Annotated in this window: 21 protein-coding genes; 9 read left to right on the forward strand and 12 right to left on the reverse strand. The window is 61.7% G+C overall.

Going from position 1 to position 20,895, the window contains the following annotated elements; translation table 11 throughout:
• Window positions 1-52: 52 nt before the first annotated feature.
• The 5 genes from U4Y88_RS09730 to U4Y88_RS09750 all read right to left on the reverse strand — a co-directional run bounded on the left by U4Y88_RS09730 (window position 53) and on the right by U4Y88_RS09750 (window position 5,641).
• The gene (locus U4Y88_RS09730; protein ID WP_321783635.1) at window positions 53-1,072 is read right to left on the reverse strand and encodes an NAD-dependent epimerase/dehydratase family protein; all 1,020 of its coding nucleotides are present in this window, start codon (window positions 1,070-1,072) and stop codon (window positions 53-55) included.
• Window positions 1,073-1,447: 375 nt separating this feature from the next.
• Window positions 1,448-2,671, reverse strand: coding sequence for a hypothetical protein (locus U4Y88_RS09735; protein WP_321783636.1), 1,224 nt, complete (start codon window positions 2,669-2,671; stop codon window positions 1,448-1,450).
• A gap of 9 nt (window positions 2,672-2,680) precedes the next feature.
• Window positions 2,681-3,232, reverse strand: coding sequence for an adenylyl-sulfate kinase (gene cysC, locus U4Y88_RS09740; protein WP_321783638.1), 552 nt, complete (start codon window positions 3,230-3,232; stop codon window positions 2,681-2,683).
• A 176-nt stretch (window positions 3,233-3,408) separates the two neighbouring features.
• Window positions 3,409-4,440, reverse strand: coding sequence for a UDP-glucose 4-epimerase GalE (gene galE / locus U4Y88_RS09745; protein WP_224014032.1), 1,032 nt, complete (start codon window positions 4,438-4,440; stop codon window positions 3,409-3,411).
• 28 nt (window positions 4,441-4,468) lie between these two features.
• Window positions 4,469-5,641, reverse strand: a complete 1,173-nt coding sequence (locus U4Y88_RS09750) for a glycosyltransferase family 4 protein (protein ID WP_321783640.1) — start codon at window positions 5,639-5,641, stop codon at window positions 4,469-4,471.
• 304 nt (window positions 5,642-5,945) lie between these two features.
• Between U4Y88_RS09750 and U4Y88_RS09755 the strand changes: the two genes are divergently transcribed.
• The 3 genes from U4Y88_RS09755 (at window position 5,946) to U4Y88_RS09765 (ending at window position 8,024) form a co-directional block, all read left to right on the forward strand.
• The gene (locus tag U4Y88_RS09755) at window positions 5,946-6,341 is read left to right on the forward strand and encodes a CidA/LrgA family protein (protein WP_224014028.1); all 396 of its coding nucleotides are present in this window, start codon (window positions 5,946-5,948) and stop codon (window positions 6,339-6,341) included.
• Window positions 6,338-7,081: an LrgB family protein gene (locus U4Y88_RS09760; protein ID WP_224014026.1), complete on the forward strand. Its 744-nt coding sequence runs from the start codon at window positions 6,338-6,340 to the stop codon at window positions 7,079-7,081. The genes U4Y88_RS09755 and U4Y88_RS09760 overlap by 4 nt, the downstream gene beginning before the upstream one ends.
• A gap of 151 nt (window positions 7,082-7,232) precedes the next feature.
• Window positions 7,233-8,024, forward strand: coding sequence for a glycosyltransferase family 25 protein (locus U4Y88_RS09765; protein ID WP_224014025.1), 792 nt, complete (start codon window positions 7,233-7,235; stop codon window positions 8,022-8,024).
• Window positions 8,025-8,140: 116 nt separating this feature from the next.
• On the opposite strand, the gene U4Y88_RS09770 is transcribed toward U4Y88_RS09765, so the two are convergent.
• The 3 genes from U4Y88_RS09770 to U4Y88_RS09780 all read right to left on the reverse strand — a co-directional run bounded on the left by U4Y88_RS09770 (window position 8,141) and on the right by U4Y88_RS09780 (window position 11,963).
• Window positions 8,141-9,604 carry a flippase gene (locus U4Y88_RS09770; protein ID WP_310630246.1) on the reverse strand — a complete coding sequence of 488 codons (1,464 nt, stop codon included), beginning with the start codon at window positions 9,602-9,604 and terminating at the stop codon, window positions 8,141-8,143.
• 245 nt (window positions 9,605-9,849) lie between these two features.
• On the reverse strand, window positions 9,850-10,680 hold the full coding sequence (locus tag U4Y88_RS09775; RefSeq protein ID WP_321783642.1) for a glycosyltransferase: 831 nt from the start codon (window positions 10,678-10,680) through the stop codon (window positions 9,850-9,852).
• Window positions 10,681-10,703: 23 nt separating this feature from the next.
• Entirely contained in the window at window positions 10,704-11,963 is a 1,260-nt protein-coding gene (locus tag U4Y88_RS09780; RefSeq protein ID WP_321783643.1) for an oligosaccharide flippase family protein, read from the reverse strand.
• Between the two features lie 271 nt (window positions 11,964-12,234).
• On the opposite strand from U4Y88_RS09780, the gene U4Y88_RS09785 reads away from it, so the two are divergent.
• Window positions 12,235-13,629: a phosphomannomutase/phosphoglucomutase gene (locus U4Y88_RS09785; RefSeq protein ID WP_321783645.1), complete on the forward strand. Its 1,395-nt coding sequence runs from the start codon at window positions 12,235-12,237 to the stop codon at window positions 13,627-13,629.
• A gap of 442 nt (window positions 13,630-14,071) precedes the next feature.
• Here U4Y88_RS09785 and U4Y88_RS09790 read toward each other — a convergent pair whose 3' ends face one another.
• The 3 genes from U4Y88_RS09790 to U4Y88_RS09800 are packed head-to-tail and all read right to left on the reverse strand — an operon-like array spanning window position 14,072 to window position 15,185.
• Window positions 14,072-14,461 carry a lysozyme inhibitor LprI family protein gene (locus U4Y88_RS09790; RefSeq protein WP_321783647.1) on the reverse strand — a complete coding sequence of 130 codons (390 nt, stop codon included), beginning with the start codon at window positions 14,459-14,461 and terminating at the stop codon, window positions 14,072-14,074.
• Window positions 14,458-14,946, reverse strand: coding sequence for a hypothetical protein (locus U4Y88_RS09795; RefSeq protein ID WP_321783649.1), 489 nt, complete (start codon window positions 14,944-14,946; stop codon window positions 14,458-14,460). Before U4Y88_RS09795 ends, U4Y88_RS09790 begins: the two co-directional genes overlap by 4 nt.
• Window positions 14,943-15,185: a hypothetical protein gene (locus U4Y88_RS09800; protein ID WP_321783651.1), complete on the reverse strand. Its 243-nt coding sequence runs from the start codon at window positions 15,183-15,185 to the stop codon at window positions 14,943-14,945. Before U4Y88_RS09800 ends, U4Y88_RS09795 begins: the two co-directional genes overlap by 4 nt.
• A 5-nt stretch (window positions 15,186-15,190) precedes the next feature.
• Between U4Y88_RS09800 and U4Y88_RS09805 the strand changes: the two genes are divergently transcribed.
• The 3 genes from U4Y88_RS09805 (at window position 15,191) to U4Y88_RS09815 (ending at window position 17,932) form a co-directional block, all read left to right on the forward strand.
• Complete coding sequence (locus tag U4Y88_RS09805; protein ID WP_321783653.1) at window positions 15,191-15,967, forward strand: DUF3304 domain-containing protein; 777 nt, start codon at window positions 15,191-15,193, stop codon at window positions 15,965-15,967.
• A gap of 305 nt (window positions 15,968-16,272) precedes the next feature.
• Window positions 16,273-17,046, forward strand: a complete 774-nt coding sequence (locus U4Y88_RS09810; RefSeq protein WP_321783655.1) for an NYN domain-containing protein — start codon at window positions 16,273-16,275, stop codon at window positions 17,044-17,046.
• A 76-nt stretch (window positions 17,047-17,122) separates the two neighbouring features.
• Window positions 17,123-17,932 (forward strand): DUF3304 domain-containing protein, encoded by an 810-nt coding sequence (locus tag U4Y88_RS09815; RefSeq protein WP_321783657.1) that lies wholly within the window; start codon window positions 17,123-17,125, stop codon window positions 17,930-17,932.
• A 386-nt stretch (window positions 17,933-18,318) separates the two neighbouring features.
• On the opposite strand, the gene U4Y88_RS09820 is transcribed toward U4Y88_RS09815, so the two are convergent.
• Window positions 18,319-18,723, reverse strand: a complete 405-nt coding sequence (locus U4Y88_RS09820; RefSeq protein WP_321783659.1) for a hypothetical protein — start codon at window positions 18,721-18,723, stop codon at window positions 18,319-18,321.
• A 265-nt stretch (window positions 18,724-18,988) separates the two neighbouring features.
• Between U4Y88_RS09820 and U4Y88_RS09825 the strand changes: the two genes are divergently transcribed.
• Both U4Y88_RS09825 and U4Y88_RS09830 read left to right on the forward strand, forming a co-directional pair.
• On the forward strand, window positions 18,989-19,732 hold the full coding sequence (locus U4Y88_RS09825; protein ID WP_321783661.1) for a helix-turn-helix transcriptional regulator: 744 nt from the start codon (window positions 18,989-18,991) through the stop codon (window positions 19,730-19,732).
• A gap of 133 nt (window positions 19,733-19,865) precedes the next feature.
• Window positions 19,866-20,855, forward strand: a complete 990-nt coding sequence (locus U4Y88_RS09830; RefSeq protein WP_321783663.1) for a hypothetical protein — start codon at window positions 19,866-19,868, stop codon at window positions 20,853-20,855.
• Window positions 20,856-20,895: the final 40 nt, after the last annotated feature.

A 20,895-nucleotide genomic window follows, 5' to 3' on the forward strand; every position in this document is an offset into this window, starting at 1 on the left:
GCCCGGTGCGTGCCATGACGGCATGCACCGGGTAGCGAGCACTGCACCGCGCTCAGCGACGAGCGCGCGTGGGCTCCAGTTCTTTCAGGTAGGCAATGTAGCGCGACATCCCTTCTTCGAAGGTGATGGTCGGCGCCCAGCCCAACAGGCTGCGCGCCCGGCTGATGTCGAGCAGGCTGGCGGGCACGTCGAATCCCCGACTGGGCTTGAACGATACCTCGACCGGGTGTTCGAGAATGTGGGTGAGGAAACTCACGATCTCGCGCAACGAAACGCCGCGGCCTGAGCCAATGTTGATGATTGGTTCGATCGCGCCGAAGCGGCTGCGCGGCGCGAGCATGGTGGCCATGAATCCCGCCACCGCGTCGTCGATATAGACGTAGTCGCGAATCGCGCTACCGTCCCCCCAGATTTCGATCAACTGATGATTGAGCGCACGCGCCGCGAAGATGGAGGCTGCGCCGAGCTGGCCGTTGGTGTTCTGTCCGGGGCCGAAGGGATTGCTCAGACGGATGATGCGGGCGTCGACGTTCCACGTGCGGCGATAGAGCATGGCGTATTGCTCGGCCGCGGCCTTGGACGCGCCGTAGGCCGTCAATGGGCGCAACGGATGATGTTCAGCGACGGGCAGCGTTTCGGCCGCGCCATAGACGGTGCCACCAGAAGAGGCGAACACGAGCGGAATCTGCGGCGCGTGGCGCAGTGCCTCGAGCAGCCGGACGGTGCCCATCAGGTTCGTATCGAGATCGGCAATCGGATCCGCATTGGCAATACTCGGCACCGTCGACCACGCCAGATGAAACACGCCGTCGCATCCTTCAAATGCGGCTCGCCATTCGTCGACAGAAGCATCGAGTCGAATCGCATCCCGCATGTCGCGGTTGCCGCGCGTAGCCGCGGGATGCACAGCGGTTCGTACGGCGTGGCCTTCCGAGACGAGTTGAGCCATTAACGCGCGTCCGAGGAATCCGGTACTGCCCGTCACAAAAAATGTCTTCTGTGCAGAGGACCGCTCGGCTCGCTGCGCGGAAAACTCGTCAGGGGTCTGATGCGATATCTGCTGAATTGGCATGCTGTCCAGAACGTTCGGATGGAAGTGCGGAAATGCGCAGTGCACTGCAACTCGCGCCTGCTGGAGGCGGATTGCAACGTCGGGCGGCGTGTTCGCGCCAGGCGTGCGTGGCGCAACTGGCTTCGGGTAGTGTTCGAGAACGGTGTGACTTGCGGCTGGGTGCTGCAGGTGTGACGACATTGTGCATCAAATTCGTCGGACGCCGCCAGTGGACGCCGGTACGAGTGCGAGCAATGTTGACGGCCTGCAATCGTTGCAGTTGCCGTGAGCAGGGAACAAGAAGGGGATCGGCTGAAAAGTGCCGGATCAGCGCGCTCGCGGCAGAGCAGCCAGCGAGCGCGCTTTATCGCCTGTTAGTGGCTTTCAGCGGCGCATTTAGCGGCCGAAGTAACGGCGTGTGCGGCGCAGCGGCGCCGTAATGCGCCACGACGTGGATGAGGTCAAGCTGCTGAGTTCGGCTTCGTAGTGCGCAAGGCGCGCTTCCAGATCGTGGATCGTGGTGACGTCCGCTTCATGTGAAGCGTTGAGCGACCTGACCTGACGCGTTTTCTCGTCGGAGATCGAAGCCAGCCTGCGCTGCGATTCTTCGAGCGCCTGGCGCACTTCGGCTTCGCGGACTGCCGCGTCTGCTACGCCTCGCTCAAGCGCGACCGCGCGCTTTTGCAAGCCATCTAGTACTTCGTACAACTCGCGAATATCGAGTTCACGCTTCCAGTTGTCCTGGAGCATCGGCTCGACATCACGCAGCAAGGCTTCGGCGTTCGCGAGCGCCGTCTTGTAGGCCGCGAGGTGGTCGGGCGTGGTGCTCTCAGCGAGCGCGACCAGCGCATGGAACAGCATGTTCATGGCGACAGGCGCCGCGCGGTCACGTTCGAGATCGTCGAAACCAAACGTAGAATGACGCAGATCCTTCTCGAGGAAGTCTTGCTCGAAGGTCTGAACGCGAGCGGGATCCAGCGGGAGCCCCAGCGTATCGGCGAGCTTGTGCAACTCCTCGCGCGGCGCTTCCATCAGACGATCGTAATTCAGCAGCGCACGCGTGCGATTCTCCGTGCTGAGCAGCGACGGAACAACGTGTGCCAGCCAGAGCATGAACGACTTGCTGTGCGGGATCTGATTACGCTTCTCAAGCGATTTAGCGACGCTCAGCGGGTGCCGGAACGGTACCACGTAGAGCACGCGCGCGTCGAAGCGATCCAGTACCGGCAGCCAGAACGGCAGCAGCCGTGCGATGCGCGGATCCTTCAGCGCGAGCATGCCGCCCGAGCACTTTTCCTGCAGCAGATCGAGCGCGCGCTGCTGGAATGCTTCGAGATCTTCGGCGCTCAGGCGGCTGAAGTCGGGCGGTGGCAGAGCTTGCCAGTCCACACCCGTGGCTTCCATGAGGTCGATGTTGAGTCGAATGACATCGCTGTCTTCGAAGAATCCCTTCGGATTGTCCGGGCCGGCCGGCCAAAGCTTGTTGCCGAAGTTGGCGCCCATGGTTTCCATCAGCCGCGTCGTCACACTGGTGCCGCTGCGGTGCATCCCAAGAACGATGACCAAGGTGGGGCGGCCGGCGGCGTGGGTACCGTTGGCGACTGGAGACTGCGAATGCATGCTGGATTCCTATCCGCGTTGAAGCAGGTGTTCTTGAGTGAGGTGCTCGATGAGTTGTTCCGCGCACTCGTCGATTGAGGATTCCAACGTTCGAAGTACGAGGTCGGGCCTTACGGGGGCGTGATAGGCCGAGCCGATGCCGGTGAATCTTGCAATCTCGCCGCGGCGCGCGCGCTTGTATAGACCTTTCGGGTCGCGCTGCTCGCAGATGTCGAACGGCGTATCGATGAACACTTCCACGAAGCGGGTGTCGCCCACGATGCGCCGCGCATTGTCCCGATGCTCCGGTTCTGGCGAGATGGTCGCGGTAATGGCAATGAAACCTTCCCGACAAAACAAGTCCGCCACGTGAGCGACGCGGCGGAGGTTTTCGGTGCGGTCGGTTTCGCTGAAGCCCAAGTCGGAATTGAGGCCGGTGCGCAACACGTCGCCGTCGAGCACGGTGGAGCGGATTGCCAGCATTTGCAGTCGTTTGACTAGCGCTTGCGCAATGGTCGACTTGCCTGCGCCGGACATACCGGTCAGCCAGACGACGGCCCCCGTCGATGTTGCTGTTTCCACCTATTTGCGCCCCAATCAAGTAAGAGTCGGTTTAATTGATTGGGTATTTTAGCTTTAAATTCGGTGTTGTAACGTCGACGTAATACAGCGCAATAATTCTGCCGCACCGCAACCGTGGTGGCATCGGCCCAGAGTGAGACGGGACGGGGCTTTCAGGCCCGTCCCTTATTGATTGCTTACTCAAACCCACGCGGATTATTTTCCTGCCAGCGCCAATGGTCCACACACATGCGCTCGATGCCGAATTGCGCTTTCCAGCCGATCAGTTTCTCCGCCGTCGCCGGGTTCGCATAGCACTCGGCGATATCGCCGGGGCGGCGCGCCACGATCTCGTACGGCACCGGTCGGCCCGATGCCTTCTCGAACGCCTTCACCACATCCAGCACGCTATACCCCTGGCCCGTCCCGAGATTCACGACAAAACCCTCGCCACGCGCGGCCAGCGCATCGAGCGCCTTCAAATGCCCCTGCGCCAGATCCACCACGTGAATGTAATCGCGCACGCCCGTGCCATCCGGCGTCGGGTAATCGCCGCCGAACACACGCAGCCGCTCCAGCTTGCCGACCGCCACCTGCGCGACATACGGCATCAGGTTATTCGGAACTCCGGCCGGATCTTCGCCGATCAGGCCGCTCTCATGCGCGCCCACCGGATTGAAATAGCGCAGCACGGCAATCCGCCACGACGGATCGGAAATCGCCACGTCGCGCAGGATCTGCTCGGCGATCAGCTTGGACTGGCCATACGGATTGGTCGCCGAGAGCGGGAAGGTCTCGTCGATGGGCGAGCGCTCCGGCACGCCGTACACGGTCGCCGACGAGCTGAACACGAACTCCTTCACGCCGTGCTGGCGCATCACGTCGAGCACCACGAGCAGGCCGTCGAGGTTGTTGCGGTAGTACTCGATCGGCTTCGCGACCGACTCGCCCACGGCCTTGAGCGCGGCGAAGTGGATCACGCCTGTGATCGGATGCGCCTTGAAGATGCGCTCGAGCGCCTGCGCGTCGCGCACGTCGGCCTCGTAGAAGGCGACCGGCTTGCCGGTGATCTGCGAGACGCGCTTGAGCGACTCCGGGCGGCTGTTGACGAGATTGTCGACGGCGACTACGTCGTAGCCGCCATTAAGCAGTTCGACGCAAGTGTGCGAGCCGATAAAGCCCGCGCCGCCCGTGACGAGGATCGTGCCTTTTGAGTTCGTCGCTGCCATGCTCTGGTTCCGTATCGTCTGAATGCGTTCAAAACGTCAATCCGGTCAACTCCCGGATCAATTCCCGGTAGCGTTGTACCACAACGCGTTCGTCGAATTCTTTCGCAATTTTTTTCCGTCCGCACTCGGCCATTTTTTTTCGCTCCGATGGGGACATATCGAGCACGCGCGCCATCGCCTGCGTAAGCGAAGCCGCGTCGCGCGCCGCGCAGAGCAGGCCGTTTTCGCCGTCGGCGACCACTTCGCGGCAGCCGGGCACGTCGGTCGCCACGATCGGGCGGCCCATCGCGCTCGCTTCCATCAGCGTGCGCGGCACGCCTTCGCGGTACGAGGGCAGCACCACGCAATCGGCGTCGGCGATATAGGGCCGGACGTCGGCGGTTTCGCCCAGATACGTGATCACGCCTTCGCGTTCCCATGCTGCCACTTCGTCGCGCGTGATCGCGCTCGGGTTGTCGACGCCGACCGGCCCCAGCAGGCAAAAGCGCGCCTGCGGATAGCGCGCGCGCAGCGAGCGCGCGGCCTCGACGTATTCGCCCACGCCCTTGTCCCAGAGCAGGCGGCCGATCAGCACGAACGAAAACTCGCCGCGCTCGGGCAGCGGCGTGAACGCGAAATCGTCGAGATCGACGCCTTCGCCGTGCAGCAGGCGCGCTCGCTCGGGATGGACGAGCAGATTCTGCTCGCGGAAGGCGGTTTCGTCGTCGCGATTGAGGAACCAGACTTCGCGCGGAAAGCGGAACGCGAAGCGATAGAGCCGCTTCGCGACCTGCGCGGCGCGGCTTTTCTGGATGAAGACGTAGCCGAGCCCCGTGGTGACCGCCACCGACGGCACGCGCGCGAGCCACGCCGCCACCGAGCCGTAGATGTTCGGCTTGATCGTGTAGTGGAACACGACGTCGGGCTGGAGCGCGCGGTAGTGGCGGCGCAGCGCGAGCAGGGTGCGCAGATCGTCGAGCGGATTCGTGCCTTTCGAGGCCACGGGCAGGTCGACGCAGCGGCAGCCCATCGCTTCGAGCGGCTCGAAGGTGCGGTCGCGCGGCGCGATCACCGTGACCTGCGCGCCGGCTTCGTTGAGCGCGCGCAGCAGGCCGCGGCGATAGGTGTAGATCGCCCAGGCGGTGTTGCAGACGAGCGCCACGTGCAGCGGCAGGCGGCGGGCGGGCGAGGATTGGGCGGCGGGAGCAGCGGAGGAATTCACGAAGGCCGGATCGTCGAGTGCGTCGATGAGGGAGGGCCGGGCACGCGCCCGGCAAGGGGCCACATTTTAGCCGAGGCGGTGGGCGTCACCGGCGCGCGGCGGGCGTGTCGCAGCGATATGAAGGACGCGACGGGCGCAATAGGTGCGATGGGCGCGAGGGTGCAGGCCGCGAACGCGTGGGCTACACTCCAGGCCAGCGCGCGGGCGCCGCACGGCCTTGCACCGCGCGCCGGACCTTGCCGGGTCCAGACCCATTCAAACCATTCAGACAACTGCGCAGACAACCGCGCCGATCTCTTCCGCCATGCTCCGTTCCCTTGCCGCCCTCCTGATCTTCCAGTGTCTCGGCGAGAGCGTTTCCTACGTGTTCTCGCTGCCCGTGCCCGGTCCCGTGATCGGCATGCTGCTGTTGTTCGCTTTCGCGATGATGCGGCCCGCCGCCGCCGAAGCCATCGAGCCCACCGCGCTCGAACTGTTGCGCCATCTTTCGCTGCTGTTCATTCCGGCGGGCGTCGGCATCATGGTGTCGGCGCAGGCCGTGCGCGGCGAGGCGTTCGCGGTGATCGCGAGCCTCGTCGTGAGCACGACGCTCGGCATCGCCGTCACCGCGCTCGTCACGCGCGCGCTGCTGCGCCGTCAGCGCCGCGGCGCGATGGGCGGCGATAGGGGCGGCGATAGCGGCGGGGAGCGCGCAGCATGAATACGTCTTTGCCGATCGCGAAACTCGACGCCATCTGGGTCTACCTCGCCGCCTCGCCGCTGCTCGGCCTCACGCTGACGCTGGTCGCGTATCTGATCGCGCTGAACGTCTACGCGCGCGCGAAGCACAATCCGCTCGCCAATCCGGTGCTGATCGCGGTGGCGATCGTCGTCGTGGCGCTCAAGATCACCGATACGCCGTATCGCACGTATTTCGAAGGCGCGCAGTTCGTGCACTTCCTGCTCGGACCGGCGACGGTCGCGCTCGCGCTGCCGCTCTATCGGCAATGGGGCAAGCTGCGGCGCACGGCGCTGCCGCTGCTCGGCGGTCTGGTCGCGGGTTCGCTGACGGCGATCGTGTCGGCGGTCGGCGTCGCGAAACTGTTCGGCGCGACGCATCAGACGCTCGCGTCGATCGCGCCCAAGTCGGCGACCACGCCCATCGCGATGGCGGTCGCCGACAAGGTCGGCGGCATTCCCTCGCTCACGGCCGTGCTGGTGATTTCGACGGGCGTGTTCGGCGCCGTGACGGCGCGCTGGATCCTCAACCTGCTGCGCGTGCGCGAGACCGAGGTGCGCGGCTTCGCGATCGGCGTAGCGTCGCACGGCATCGGCACCGCGCGGGCGTTTCAGGTCAGCGAGGAAATGGGCGCGTTCGCGGGCCTCGGCATGGGGCTCAATGGGGTCTTCACGGCGTTCGTCGTGCCGGTGTTGCTGCCGACGCTGCTCGGCTGGCTGTAGCGCGCCCCGATTGCGGGCGTCTTGTGCAATGCGTTATGAGGTAAACCCCGCATCCGCCGCGCCCTTTTCATTGGAGTTATCCCTGCAAACTGTAAAAATTCCGTGTCCACGCGTGTTCATGCGGAACGGTCTTGCATCCAGGGAGCGACCAATGCAGGTGTTCGTTATTTCGTTAAAAGGCAGTCAGTCGGAAGGCAACCGGAAGCTGGCGTCGATGCTCGAAAACGAGCGCTTCAAGGTGAGCGTGATCGATGCGGTCTACGGTCCCGAGCTCAATGCGAAGGAATATTTTTCGGCGATCCAGCATTACCTGAGTTTCAGAAACCGGCTCATCACGCCCTCCGAACTGGGCTGCGCGCTGAGCCATAAAAAAGCCTATGAGGCGCTGCTGAACTCGGGCGAAACGCACGCGCTGATTCTCGAAGACGACGTGATTCTCGACGCCGATGCCGGCGCGAGCATTCGTCAGATCATGGAGAAGATGGGCCGCTTCGACGGCTATCTGCATCTGGGCGGCATGGACGGCCTGCTGCGCAGTTTCGAGCGCGTGGGCGGCACGATCTGCTGCGAGATTCCGCCGGTTTTCAAGGTCCACGACGGCGATCTCGGCCATCTCTATCGCACGGTCGGCTATGTGATTTCCGCGTCGTTCGCGAAGGAAGTCCTGAGTTTGATGGAGCGCGATATTTTCGTGATCGACGATTTCACGCACGTCCGCAATAACGTGCAGATCGGCAATTTTTATTTTTCCAGCGTCGTCAAACATCCGACCGATCTGAGTCTGTCGAGCATCCAGAACGAGCGGACGACGATGGTGACGCGTCCGAAGCGTCCGGGCCTCGCGCGGCAGATCTGGCGCGAGATCGACCTCACGCTGCGCGCGAAAAAGAAAATCGCCAATCAGCTTCGCGCGATCGACGCCGACAGTCTGCCAGGCGAATAAACCAACGCGGATGCCGTGGCATTCGACGAGCGCGATGCGGGATGTCACCGCATCGCGCTTTTTTTGGGGTGGCCCGTTCAGGCCACGCGTTTAATTTTCGTCTTCACTCCACACGCTCACGCCCAGCGGCTTCGCATCGATGCGAAGAGGCCGAGCGTGCGCGCGAACAGCGACGGCTGCGCACGTGCGCTCCATGCGAGCGCCGCGCCGGTCGAGCCGATCCACATCGCGATGGACGGCACGCTCAGCGGCGTCAGCACCAGCGTGCTCACATACGCGGTGCCGATGATCGTCGTCGGCGCGATCAGCATGCGCAGCGGCCGGATTTCGAGCCGCGCGGCGCGATAGAGCAGGAAGCCGTCGATCACGCAGCGCGCGCTCCACGCGAGCGCGGCGCCGAGCACGCCGAAGTGGTTCATCGCCCACCAGAGGAACGCGAAGAACGGCGCGAGTTCGTAGATCAGCAAACGTGCGACGATGCCGGGCCGGCCCGTCGCCTGCAAATGGCAGCCGGCGATCAGCGCGAGACTGTTGAACCACGCGCCCACGAGAATCGTTTCGCCGACCGAATCCGAGCGCGCGGCGAAATCCTGCCCGACCCACAGTGCAAGAAACGGCTGCATGAGGAACATGCCAAACACGATCATCGGCGTGAGTGCGGCCAGGAAGCCGCGCAGCGTGGTCGCCGAAAGCGCGGTGGCGCTGGTGATTTCGAGCGACGAGAGGCGCGGAAACAGCGTGCGCGCGATCACGTTCGGCAGGAAGCGCACGCGCACGGCGAGATTGAACGGCACCTGATAGTACGCGACGGCCTGCGGCCCGAGCATGTGGCCGATCATGATGCGGTCGGCGGTTTCGTGGAGCGCCGAAGTCAGGTTCTGCACGCTCATCCACGCGCCGAACGAAAACAGTTTGGGAATCAGCGCGCGGCGCGGACCGGCGGCGAAGCGCAGCGGGAAGACGCGCCACACCACGCACGCGTAGAGGCACAGCGTGCCGATCCCGGCGCCCAGCGTGCCGTACACGATGTAGTTCAGGCGCGGGCCCATCACGTACGCCACGATCAGCGGCGTGAGCTGATACATCAGCGTGACCGGAATCTGCACCAGCGTGAGGATGCCGAAGCGCTCGCGCGCGGAGAGGGAGCCGCTGAGCACGCCGATCAGGTTCGCGAGCGGCATCAGGCACGCGATGAAAGGCAGCGCGGGCTGCAATTCGGCCCGCAGCGCCTCGCCGAGATTGAAGTACGGCAGCAGCAGACGCATCGCCACGAACAGCACCGCGCCGCTCGCCACGCCGAGCGCGACGTTGAGAATCAGCGCCGTCCACAGCACGGATTCGCGCTCCTGATGCGTGGCGTCGGCGAGCTGGGCGATGCGATTGGCCGTCGCCGACGACAGCCCCATGTCGAGAAAGCCGAAATAGCCCTGAATCATCCAGACGATCGCGAGGACGCCGTAACGCGCCGCGCCGATGTCGTGCAGATAGAGCGGGGTGGTTGCCAACGCAATGATCATGGGCAGAAGACTGCCGATCAGGTTGAACAGGGCGCTGCGTTTCAGACTGGGCTTGGCGGTCATGGTGTGGTCCGGTGCGTGCATTCGGTGCGCCACTTTGGCTGCGCTCAAGCGCGCCGTGACGGACTCGTAACGCGCGCGGACCTGCGCGGCGCTATGACTGCGCCGCTGCACAGACGCTTGATGCGTCGTCCGATAACGTCCGAATGCGAACGGCCTATTCTGGACGAGGGGCGGACGAACGTTTGTGCGTCGGCGCACACCGCCGCGAGGGACTTTTTGCGTTGGCCCGGACTTTGACGTCGCCTTTATCGCTTGCCGACGAGGCGCGTCTTCAGCAGATAAAGCAGTCTGTAAGGCGTGACGAGATGCAGCGTATTTTTGGCGAGCCCCGCCCAGTCGCGCCAGTTCAGCACGTTCAGATAGCGCGCCTGCAAACGCAAGGTCGACACGATCTGACGACGCCGTTTGGTCGCGCTGATGCCACCTTCGTTGAGCTCGTAATAGAGCCCGAGTTCGGGCAGATTCGCACAGTCGTAGCGCTCCATCAGACGTAGAAACAGATCGAGATCCTCGGCGGCCGGATACCGCGCGCGATAGTTGCCCACGGCGAGCACCGCGTCGATGCGCAGCATCACCGAAGGATGCACGAGCGGCGAGCGCAGCATGCGCGTGCGGCGCAGCGCGCGCGCGTCGGCGGGCGGGCGCAGCATGAAAAGCGGCTCGCCCGCGCGGTTCACGACCTGCGTCCACGTGCCGAGCGCGGCGAGCTTCGGCTCGGCTTCCATGCGCGCGCGCTGTTTCGCGAGCCGTTGCGGCGCGGCCAGATCGCCCGCGTCGATGCGCGCCGCATAGCGAAAGCCGCGCGCGGCCAGCGCCTCGACGCCCGCCTGCAAGGCACGTTCGATACCGCCGTTTTTTTGCATGCGCAATACTTCGATCTCCATGCCGGGCACGCTTGGCGCGACGATGGGCGGCGTGCTGCCGTCGTCGATGACGAGCGCGTAGATCGGTGCGTCTTCCTCGAACGAGGCGAGCGTGCGGTCGACATCGGCCTGACCGTTGTAGGCGGGCATCAGCACGGCGACATCGGCGAGAGCGCCGGTGCGTGCGCGCGCGGCGGCGGGGGATTGCGTCATGAGGCGGGCTTCGGAAGCGAGGTTCAGGACAGTTTGAAGCGGATGTAATAGAAGTTCACGCAGGCCGCCGCAAGGTAGCCGCACGCGAGCCCGACGAGCGCGCCATACGCGCCCAGGCGCGGAATCGCCACGAGATTTACGGCGAACGCCACCGCGAGCGCGAGCAGCCACTTGGCGAGCAGCACGAACTTCGCCTGATATTTGAGCACCACGAGATTGCCGATCGCCTCGATGCCCGCGGGCACCGAGAGCCACACGGCCCAGCGGAAAATATTCACGGCGCCCGCGTAATCCGGGCCGAACACGCGATGGATGATGAAGCCCGCGAGCGCGTCGAGCACCAGCGCGCCCGCGATCATGATGACGCCCGTCATCGCGAACAGGCGCACGAGGTTGCGGCGCAGTTGCGCGGCTTGCTGCACGCGATAGACGAAGGCGGGCGCGATGGTCTGCGAGAGCATCAGCGCGAGCGTGATCCAGTTTTCGTTGAGCTGCTGCGCGGCCGAATAGCGGCCGAGATCGGCGAACGAAATCGTGCGTTCGAGCATCAGCCGGTCGAGCTTCAGGAACAGATACATGCAGATCAGGCCGAGCCAGAACACCGTGCCCGCCGTCGCGAAATGCTTGAAGAGTGCGCGGTCGACGTGCCAGCCGAGCTTGCCGCCGTGACGCCTGCGGAAGTAAAGCACCAGCGCCGCGCCGATCGCCGCCGATTCGAGCGCCCAGAGCCAGCCGAACGTGGCGGGCGCGAAGGCGGCGCGCGCGAGCAGGAACACGAGCAGCGCCTTGACGATCGCCGTGCTCATGCTCGCGATAAGCTGTGGCTTGCTGTACGTCATGCTCTGCAGCCACGCGTTGATCACGCCGACGAAGGGCTCGCGAAACAGCATGGTGACGGCGAGCCCGGCGAGCATCGCGCCCACCATCGGATCGGTTGCGCCGAGCCCGATGCCGATCCACGTGACGACGAGCGCGGCCGCCGAGACGCCGATGCGCAGCGCAAACGCGCTGCCGAGCACCGTGCCGACTGCCTCGCGCGGTTTGTTGACGATTGTCGGCACGAGAATTTCGGCGCCGCAGACCCAGGTGATGGGCGAGAGCACGAGCAGCAGCGTGTTGGCGTACTGCCATTTGCCAAACACGTCGGGACCGAAATAGCGGGCGAGCACGCCGCTGATGGCGATGGCGACGGCGATCTGCGTGACGCGTTCGAGGCCGAGCCAGACGATGTTGGCGAACGCGCGCGTGACGTCGGGGTTCGCGTGGCGCTTGAGGCTCAGCATGCCGGACCGTCCTGGCGACGCTGGCGGCCCAAGGCATGCCGGCAAGGCTGGGAACGCCGCTTGCTGGCGCGAGGCGCCAGACCCGGCGCGGATTTTGTCGTCAGGAGGAAACGGCGAGGCATTAAAATGGGTGCATAACCTTCGGCGGACGCCGAAAAACGGCAATTATAGTTTGTAACGGTTCCGACTTTTCGTAACGCAGGGTCGCGGCACCCCGCAGAAACGTGTTACGAATAAGCCCCCGACTTTCCATCGCACGGTGAGCCTCATCATGATTTCTCAATCGATTTTCAAGGCCTACGACATTCGTGGCGTGATCGGCAAGACGCTCGACACCGACACGGCACGCGCCATCGGCCAGGCCTTCGGCAGCGAGGTGCGTGCGCAGGGCGGCGACGCGGTGGTGATCGCGCGCGACGGCCGCCTTTCGGGCCCCGATCTGTCCGCCGCGCTCGCTGACGGCCTGCGCTCGGCGGGCGTCGACGTCGTCAACGTGGGCATGGTGCCCACGCCGGTCGGCTACTTCGCAGCCAGCGTGCCGCTCAAGCTCGCCACGGGCGAACGCAGCATCGACTCGTGCATCGTCGTGACGGGCAGCCACAACCCGCCCGACTACAACGGCTTCAAGATGGTCCTGCGCGGCAAGGCCATCTACGGCGACCAGATCCAGGCGCTCTATCAGCGCATCGTCGACCAGCGCTTCGAAACCGGCGCGGGCAGCTATGCCGATTACGATATTCGCGATGAATATATCGACCGCATCGTCGGCGACATCAAGCTCGCGCGTCCGCTGAAGATCGTCGTCGATACCGGCAACGGCGTGGCGGGCGGTCTCGCGCCGCGTCTGTTCAAGGCGCTCGGCTGCGAACTGGTCGAACTGTTCACCGAAGTCGACGGCACCTTCCCGAATCACCACCCGGACCCGGCGCACCCGGAAAACCTCCAGGACGTGATCCGCGCGCTCAAGGAAACCGACGCCGAAGTGGGCTTCGCGTTCGACGGCGACGGCGACCGTCTGGGCGTGGTCACGAAGGATGGCGAGATCATCTATCCGGATCGTCAACTGATGCTGTTCGCCGAGGAAGTGCTGTCGCGCAATCCGGGCAAGCAGATCATTTACGACGTCAAGTGCACGCGCAACCTGGCGAAGTGGGTGAAGGAGAAGGGCGGCGAGCCGCTGATGTGGAAGACGGGCCACTCGCTCGTGAAGGCGAAGCTGCGCGAAACCGGCGCGCCGCTGGCGGGCGAAATGAGCGGCCATGTGTTCTTCAAGGACCGCTGGTATGGTTTCGACGACGGGTTGTACACGGGCGCGCGTCTGCTTGAAATCCTCGCGCGCGTGGCCGATCCGAGCAAGCTGCTCAACGATCTGCCGAACTCGCATGCGACGCCGGAACTGCAGTTGAAGCTTGAGGAAGGCGAGAATTTCGCGTTGATCGCGAAGCTGCAGGAGAACGCGAAATTCACGGGCGCCGATGAGGTGATCAAGATCGACGGTCTGCGTGTGGAGTATCCGGATGGGTTCGGGCTCGCGCGTTCGTCGAATACGACGCCGGTCGTCGTGATGCGGTTTGAGGCTGATAACGATGCGGCGCTCGCGCGCATTCAGGCGGATTTCAAGCGCGTGATTCTGGCTGAGAAGCCGGATGCGAAGTTGCCGTTTTGATTGTTTCGTTGATGTCCGTTGCGGTGGGTGACGCCGCAACGGATGGGTGACTGGCGCGGTTGCCGAGTTAGGTGCTGCGCTGGTTTGTCCGCGAGTTCTCGGTGTCCCGTCGAATCATCAGCCCGACAGGCGAAATCAGCTTCAAGGATATCAAGGCTGACGACGTTGGAGTGGTGAAGGATATCCTTCAGGACATGGGTTTCAAATCAGAAACCCAGTTCTAAGCTGCACTTGAAGAGAAGAGAGCTGCCTTTCAGGCAGTCAACCCCGGCTCACTGCCGAGGCGACGGGTGCGCAGATGGGAAAATCATGCGTGCGAGCATGGCGCTTCCGATTGCGGAACAGGCCGCCTATATCCGTCGGGAAAAGGTCGCCTTCATCCAGTAGCATCAGGAGCAGCTCCTGGCACCGAAGCCACTCAGCGAGAAGTTCAGTGTCGCGGTCATGCGCTACCAAGCACCTCCACGCGAGCCGTTGTCAATTCCGTCAGGCACTGCGTGCGATAGACCGGCACCCATTGCGGTGCTGAACCACTCAAGCTCGTACGAAACTCGCATTCTGCGTCTCTGAACGCTGCCCACGCACGCTGTGCGGCCACAATCTGAGTTCTGGAAAAGCGCTGCTCCCGTGGATCATTTTTGAGGTTCGCGAGCAACTTTTTGTATGTGCCGTTGAGCGCATGATCGGCGGCCGTGCGCTCCTGCTCGGCACATTGCAGGTTCGATTGCGCGGCATCGGGCCCGATGCCTCCTGACGGAGCGTTGCAGTCGAGCGCAAAGGCATTCAGCGATATCGCAGACGACGATAGCAATAGAATTTGCTTCCAGTTCATGGGGCGCTAATGTCGCGATAGGTTTCTTGGGGAATCTGCATATAGGCTTGCTGGTGAATCGACGCATCGTTGGTGCAAGCCAGGTTCGCGATTTTCCGATCATTCTTGAAGATCACAATGCCTGCGGAGAAGTCAGGGCCGTCGTCCGTTCGGTATGTTCTGTCGTATAGGTAGTAGTTGTAGGCGCCTTGCCGGAACCGAACGTGCGCTTCGCCGCCGCCAGAATACGGAGCGTAGCTGAAGTGAAACGGGCTTCCCGTTGCTAGATCGTCCGAGCGCGGAACCTGTAAATTCAATTTGCCTGTTGTTCCGTTTCGATAAACGAAAATCTTCTTTGAGGCATCCAGACAAAGCGATGCCACGGATGCCTTCAATTCGCAATTGAATATTGGCTGTTCTCCGGGTTTGCACATCGCTTCGGCGTGCGCGGTCGTTTGCAGCGCAAGTGATGTCATGGAGATTGTTAATGCAACGATGGTTTTCATGCTATTCGCTTGGTGTTCTGAAGGCCAATATTGGATTCTTCGGTTTCTTTGGGCCGCCGACAAGTGACTGAAGATGCAGTGCGCAGGCTTCGCGTCTGAGTGCGATACTGCGCGGTGATGCATTCTTCCGACGCTATCCTGCTTGCCTGACCAACTGCCAGCAGGACGGCAAGATACAGCTGATCCTCATCTCCTTGCTGCGCAATACAAAACAATGATATTTCGGAAAAGCCGGACATGGCTTATGGCGCTCGGCGCTGTATTGCTGCTCGCGTTCACAGCTGGACAGGCGTTTGGCAAGGAAGAAACGTTTGGCTATTCCATGGGCGGAATTGACCACCTGGCGGACAACCTGAGCGTCACCGACTTCTGGGTCAACGGCGCGGCTGGGCAGCAAGCCGGCAACGGCAATGCCGGTGTGCCGGCACCGCCTCTACCAGCCAAGTGGCGTCCCGGGCTGACGGTGCATGTGGTGTGGGACGTCAGGGACTGGCAGCACGATAAGGGCAGCACTCATCAAGCCGATGTTTCGGTTGATCCCTATTCGGAAGACGGCGGCAACCTTTGGGTGCACTTTCTTGCAAACGGCACCGTGCGCGTGGTGGTTTCCGAACTCGGGCCTCGTGCTGCCGGTTACCCTGGCCCCCACGATCCGATTCCGAGCAAGGAGCCATGGAATATGTATCCGTCGCGGATCGCATATAGCGATGTCGGTGAGCAACTACTGGACACGCAGCTTATTCATCAGCATTGTGATGCGACGTCCAATCCGGTGAGTTGTGTGAAGCAAGCGCATGAAAGACTTCTCGATGAGGAACGCGTAGATGCGCGGCGTTATCTGCCGCAATGTGCGTCGATAACCAACGGATCTTCTTATGATGAATGCATGAGGCGCGCATACCAAAGTATGCGCGCTGCTCGCCTTGCGCGCCGCTGCCATGTGGCGCCAGGATTGCCGGATTGCAAGTCCTCGACGAATGCAAAGGATCCTCAACGAGCCGCAGGAGCCTTGGTCCAATGAGCGCGAATGTCAGTCTGCTGGGACGCTCCGCACAGCTGGACAAAATTGAAGGCACACCCACCGGACGACGTTGCTGAAACAGCATTTCGCAAAACTCGCCCCAAAGAGCAACGAGACGCAGCACTCCAGGGTGGTCGAGGTATCCAGAAACATGCCATGTGTTTGGATCGGACTCAGTATGCGCGATGCGTTGTGAATCGATTGGACCAGGCGTCAGACCATCACGGCCGGAGAATCGCAAGAACGTCAGAGACCGCGATTTGCCGCTATTATTCTTACACTCAGTAATCTAACGAGGCAAAGCGATGAGTACGTCACTAGCGTCCGGTGAATCTCGCGTCGCGGTGCTTGTTGATTGCGATAACACCCAGCCAGAGATTTTAGAGTACGCCTTACGCGTGGTCGCCCAGTTTGGCCGAGTCGTGCTTCGTCGAGGCTATGGAAATCACAGCACGCTCGCCAAGACCTGGCAAGAAGCGCTGGTTCGACAGGCGTTTACTCCCTGCCTGCAGTTCCAATATGCGCCTGGAAAGAATACTGCCGACATTGCTTTGGCGCTCGATGCTCTCGAAGCTATGTTTGATGAGCGTGCAGACAAGTTTTGCCTGGTCACGAGCGACTCCGATTTCGCATACCTCTGTCGCAAGCTCCGGGAGCGCGGAGCAATTGTCGCCGTCGTGGGCGAGTCGAAAACGCCGGATGCCTTACGCAATTCGAGCGATCAGTTCTTTGAATGGGCTCCGACTTCACCTTGGAAGGACCGTGTAGAAGTTGATTCACCACAACAAGCTGGCGCGAATCCTCTTAGAGCCCGCGCCATAAAATCTCGACCGCAGTGCGTCGTGGATGCGGTGGCTCTACTTGCGAATAGCGTGCCCGACGGACAGGTCCATCTGGGTTCATTGGGGCAATACCTTAAGCGAACCGACCCGGGTTTTTCTCCGGGTGGATATGGTTACACTGGCTTGCTGGACATGTTGAAGGCGTACGAGAAGCTCGCTCTTAAAAGGGAGAATGGCGGTCACTACACTGTGAGTTTGGCGTGTGCTCAGACTCAGCGAAACGGTCCTGAGGGCTAGGCCCCATTGCATTGACCCATGCAGCAGGAAGGCAAGATACAGCGAATCCTCGCTCTCTACTGCGCAATACAAAACAATGATATTTCGGAAAAGCCGCACATGGCTTCTGGCGCTCGGCACTGTATTGCTGCTCGCGTTCACAGCTGGACACTCGTTTGGCAAGGAAGAGACGTTTGGCTATTCCATGGGCGGGATTGACCACCTGGCGGACAACCTGAGCGTCACCGATTTCTGGGTCAACGGCGCGGCTGGCCAGCAAGCCGGCAACGGCAATGCCGGTGTGCCGGCACCGCCCCTGCCAGTCAAGTGGCGTCCAGGGCTGATGGTGCATGTAGTGTGGGACGTCAGGGATTGGCAACACGATAAGGGGAGCACCTATCAAGCCGATGTTGCGGTCGATCCCTATTCGGAAGACGGCGGCAACCTCTGGGTGCACTTTCTTGCAAACGGCACCGTGCGCGTGGTGGTTTCCGAACTCGGGCCTCGTGCTGCGAACTACCCGGGCCCTCATGATCCGATTTCACGGAAGGAGCCATGGGATATGTATCCGTCGCGAGGTGACAGGCGTGACTGGAATGAGCAGTTGCTAGATGATCAGATCATCAAACAGCGGTGTGCCAGCGCGTCCAATCCGGCGAACTGCGTAAAGCTGGCGAATGAAAAAATCCTCGACGACGAACGCGTAGACGCGCGCCGTTATCTGCCAGAATGTGCAACGATAACGACCGGATATGCTTACGAAGAATGCAAAAGGAGCGCGGACCAGAGTATGCGTGCCGCGCGCCTTGCGCGCCGCTGCCGCGAGGCGCCGAGTTTGCCGGAATGCACGTCCTTAACGAGTGACAAGCGTACGCGCCAGGATGAAGCGAGAACTCTTGGACAATAGCGGACAAAGGCATCCTGCCACGGGCCGCGGCGCATCCGGGCAATGCAGAATAAGGAGTAACCGCAGTGGCGCTCATCGTAGGAAGTCTCCCTGAAAAGTGCGAATTGCGATGCTTCTCGGGCGTTTTCCGATGGCGCCGCCAATAACCGTCACCCTTCAGGGCGCGCCCGAAACCCTATATCGAGAGTCGGGCAGGGCGGCGCTACAGATTCCTGTCGTTTGGTGAGCCGTTTGGCGCGTCGTAGAGCTCGACGAAGCGATGTGAATGGACGTGTCAGGTGTCAGGCCGTTTCGGCGCGCTCGATGGTTGAGGGGCAGGTGGCTTGCGGGTCTTCTTCCTTTGTCGATGCATATTCCGATTTTCGGAACGTCGCGTGGCACACGCATTAAACGAGGCGGCAGACTCCGTGTGTCCAGCCGAGTACCTGGGCCGCGCCGGCACCCAGTGCGTAGGCGGCGATAAAAGCGATGCCGAAATTCAACGCGGTGGGGCGAAGTTTCGTATATCGCGCAATAAGAAACACGGCGACCAGATAGCCAGCGAGCGGCCATAGAACCGTGGAAGGCTCGAGGGCCAACACTGCGACGGGCATCACGCTCAAGAGAATTGTCCAGAACACGGTTTCGCCGAGACCGTCGCAATACACGGAAGATGAACCTGCTACAGCCGCGATAGCGAGAATCGCGCCTAGGGCGGTGAAGCCAATGAATTTCGCCCAGAAACGTGATTGATGGCGAGCCGCGGAGGCTTCAATTTCTTTCGTTTCCTGCATGTCCGATGTTTCGCTCATGATTAGTCAAATGTTTGTATCAAAGGCAAGAAACGGCGCCTTACGGGAAGATGGCCCGGGGCGACGCGTCGAACCGTGGCCTACCCGGAAATATTGCCAATCCAGATCAGCCGAGAGTGACGAGTACGGTGCCCTTTGACGTTGCTGAATGCGTCTTGAACCGTTTCGGCATGAGATCAATCATGCACGGATAGCGCGAAAGTTGCGACCTTCTGTTGAAATGCCACATAAAATGTGACCATTCGGGTCATTTTTTGATACCTTTATGGCGCTTGCTCACCAGCTAATTCCGTTGATCAAACAATTGCTGCGGACGAGGCAGCTAACATATCGCGATGTCGGCCGCGTGCTGGAACTCTCCGAGCCGAGTGTGAAGCGTCTATTTGCGAGCAAGCGATTGAGCCTGGAACATCTGGAGCGCATCGCTGAACTGCTCGGAATGACGCCTGTCGAGCTGATAGAAGCGTCCGATGCCGTAGTGCCCCGCCTGCGCGAACTTACGCGTCAGCAGGAACACACGCTGGTCGGGAACGAAAGGCTGTTGCTCGTTACCGTCTGCGTCATCAACCACTGGTCGATTGACGACGTTGTTGCGACCTACTCGGTTACCGAAGCCGAATGTCTAAAGCACGTGCTGACGCTCGATCGAATGGGAATCCTTCGGCTTCTTCCGGGCAATCGGATCCGGCTACTGCTCGCACGCGATTTCGCCTGGATCAGCAACGGCCCAATTCGCGCGTTTTTTCAGTCGACGCTGTTGCCCGATTTTCTCGCGGGCAACTTCAATGAAAGCGAGTTCGATGGGCTAAATTTTGGGCACGGCATGCTGACCGAATCGGCTTATCGGCAGTTGCGTGCTGAACTTGACCGCCTGAAGGTGCGCCTCGCGGCGCTCCACGAGTCATCGTCGAAAGCTTCACTCACGGAAAGACGCGGCGTTGCGCTATTGCTCGCTAGCCGTTCCTGGGAGCCCGCCGCCTTTACAAACTTGCGAAGATCGCTGACGTGAGATGCACATGGCCGCATGTGGCGGCGGGCAATGTGGGCCTTCTGTTTGCATTGAACGCGTTTCATCCGACTACACCTATTGTTGTCGAGAACGCCGGCACATTTGAGTATCCACCCGCCGTGAAGACGCTGCCGTGACTGCTGTAATACGAATTCACTTCACCTTCCGGATGAAAATTCACAAACTCGTCTCTAGCATCGCGCTCATTGCAAGCGCGGTTTTTTCGCTCAGCGCGACGTCTGCAGAAAATCAGGTAATTGATTTCCCAAATCACTCGCGGCTGGTCTTCTCCGCGCCAGTTTCACCGCCGCTTGCCAAAAAGTTCGGAGCAGGTTGGACGCGCCTGACTTTTCAGCAAGCCAATGGACATGCAATTCCTCTGCTATCCGACGAGGCGCTTACAAAGGACGGCGGCGTCATCTTTTCCGCGCCTGGAGATCGTGCGCTGTCGCCCGGAGGCCGATACCTCGTTCTCGATCTGATGAGAAATGGCGTCGTGCAAGTTGCCGACCAGAAGCCGCAAATAGAAAGCCGCCAATCCTGCCCGATCCTCGACACGCAGACAGGTTGCGTGGCACGGAACGACACCGGTGCGATCTGCGGTGGTCATTGGGATGCCAGGCAGGAAATCTGGCAGAGCATATTGGATTCGGCCGGTCCCGATTCGCAAGCGATGGCGTCGGTCGCAAAACCCTCAGCGCGCGATATCTGGATGCAATTCTCAACCGCTCACAGCAAGGACATCAGTCCGTTTCTGCACACCGCGCTCGGTCTGGAGAACCTGAAAGCGTGTGACCCGCCCAACGCAGCCAACGCACGGTATTACGCGCAAATCGATGCCCAACCCGGGGTGCATGCCGCCACGGTGCCGCCGATACCGGCCAAGGCGACCCCGGCACCTTCCCGGCAGCAGCAAAATGAGCCTTCATGGACCGTCCGCGCCGACAGGGCGTGGCTCTACGAAAGACCATCCGTGGGCAGCATCCGCCACGGCTATCTGATTCGGGGCGACCACGTCGCCGTGCTGGAAACCGAAGGCCCCGACTGGGCCCGAATCCGCTTTTCCAGCCCCGGCAAGCCCCCGCTCGAAGCCTGGCTAAAAACCGCCGAAATCGCTCGTTAGGAACCCAAGAGGCGCGACGAAGCCGCTCCGCGCCTCACCC

Source organism: Paraburkholderia sp. J94 (genome assembly GCF_905220285.1).
Taxonomy (GTDB): Bacteria; Pseudomonadota; Gammaproteobacteria; order Burkholderiales; family Burkholderiaceae; genus Paraburkholderia; species Paraburkholderia tropica_A.

Bases quoted from the DNA above. Each gene is read 5' to 3' on its own strand.
- U4Y88_RS09825 (WP_321783661.1), top strand. From the start codon at position 18,989: ATGGCGCTTGCTCACCAGCTAATTCCGTTGATCAAACAATTGCTGCGG.
- U4Y88_RS09775 (WP_321783642.1), bottom strand. From the start codon at position 10,680: ATGACGCAATCCCCCGCCGCCGCGCGCGCACGCACCGGCGCTCTCGCC.
- U4Y88_RS09820 (WP_321783659.1), bottom strand. From the start codon at position 18,723: ATGAGCGAAACATCGGACATGCAGGAAACGAAAGAAATTGAAGCCTCC.
- U4Y88_RS09810 (WP_321783655.1), top strand. From the start codon at position 16,273: ATGAGTACGTCACTAGCGTCCGGTGAATCTCGCGTCGCGGTGCTTGTT.
- U4Y88_RS09795 (WP_321783649.1), bottom strand. From the start codon at position 14,946: ATGAAAACCATCGTTGCATTAACAATCTCCATGACATCACTTGCGCTG.
- U4Y88_RS09755 (WP_224014028.1), top strand. From the start codon at position 5,946: ATGCTCCGTTCCCTTGCCGCCCTCCTGATCTTCCAGTGTCTCGGCGAG.
- U4Y88_RS09730 (WP_321783635.1), bottom strand. From the start codon at position 1,072: ATGCCAATTCAGCAGATATCGCATCAGACCCCTGACGAGTTTTCCGCG.
- U4Y88_RS09815 (WP_321783657.1), top strand. From the start codon at position 17,123: ATGATATTTCGGAAAAGCCGCACATGGCTTCTGGCGCTCGGCACTGTA.
- U4Y88_RS09735 (WP_321783636.1), bottom strand. From the start codon at position 2,671: ATGCATTCGCAGTCTCCAGTCGCCAACGGTACCCACGCCGCCGGCCGC.
- U4Y88_RS09760 (WP_224014026.1), top strand. From the start codon at position 6,338: ATGAATACGTCTTTGCCGATCGCGAAACTCGACGCCATCTGGGTCTAC.
- U4Y88_RS09780 (WP_321783643.1), bottom strand. From the start codon at position 11,963: ATGCTGAGCCTCAAGCGCCACGCGAACCCCGACGTCACGCGCGCGTTC.
- galE (WP_224014032.1), bottom strand. From the start codon at position 4,440: ATGGCAGCGACGAACTCAAAAGGCACGATCCTCGTCACGGGCGGCGCG.
- U4Y88_RS09765 (WP_224014025.1), top strand. From the start codon at position 7,233: ATGCAGGTGTTCGTTATTTCGTTAAAAGGCAGTCAGTCGGAAGGCAAC.
- U4Y88_RS09790 (WP_321783647.1), bottom strand. From the start codon at position 14,461: ATGAACTGGAAGCAAATTCTATTGCTATCGTCGTCTGCGATATCGCTG.
- U4Y88_RS09770 (WP_310630246.1), bottom strand. From the start codon at position 9,604: ATGACCGCCAAGCCCAGTCTGAAACGCAGCGCCCTGTTCAACCTGATC.
- U4Y88_RS09805 (WP_321783653.1), top strand. From the start codon at position 15,191: ATGGCGCTCGGCGCTGTATTGCTGCTCGCGTTCACAGCTGGACAGGCG.
- U4Y88_RS09785 (WP_321783645.1), top strand. From the start codon at position 12,235: ATGATTTCTCAATCGATTTTCAAGGCCTACGACATTCGTGGCGTGATC.
- U4Y88_RS09800 (WP_321783651.1), bottom strand. From the start codon at position 15,185: ATGTCCGGCTTTTCCGAAATATCATTGTTTTGTATTGCGCAGCAAGGA.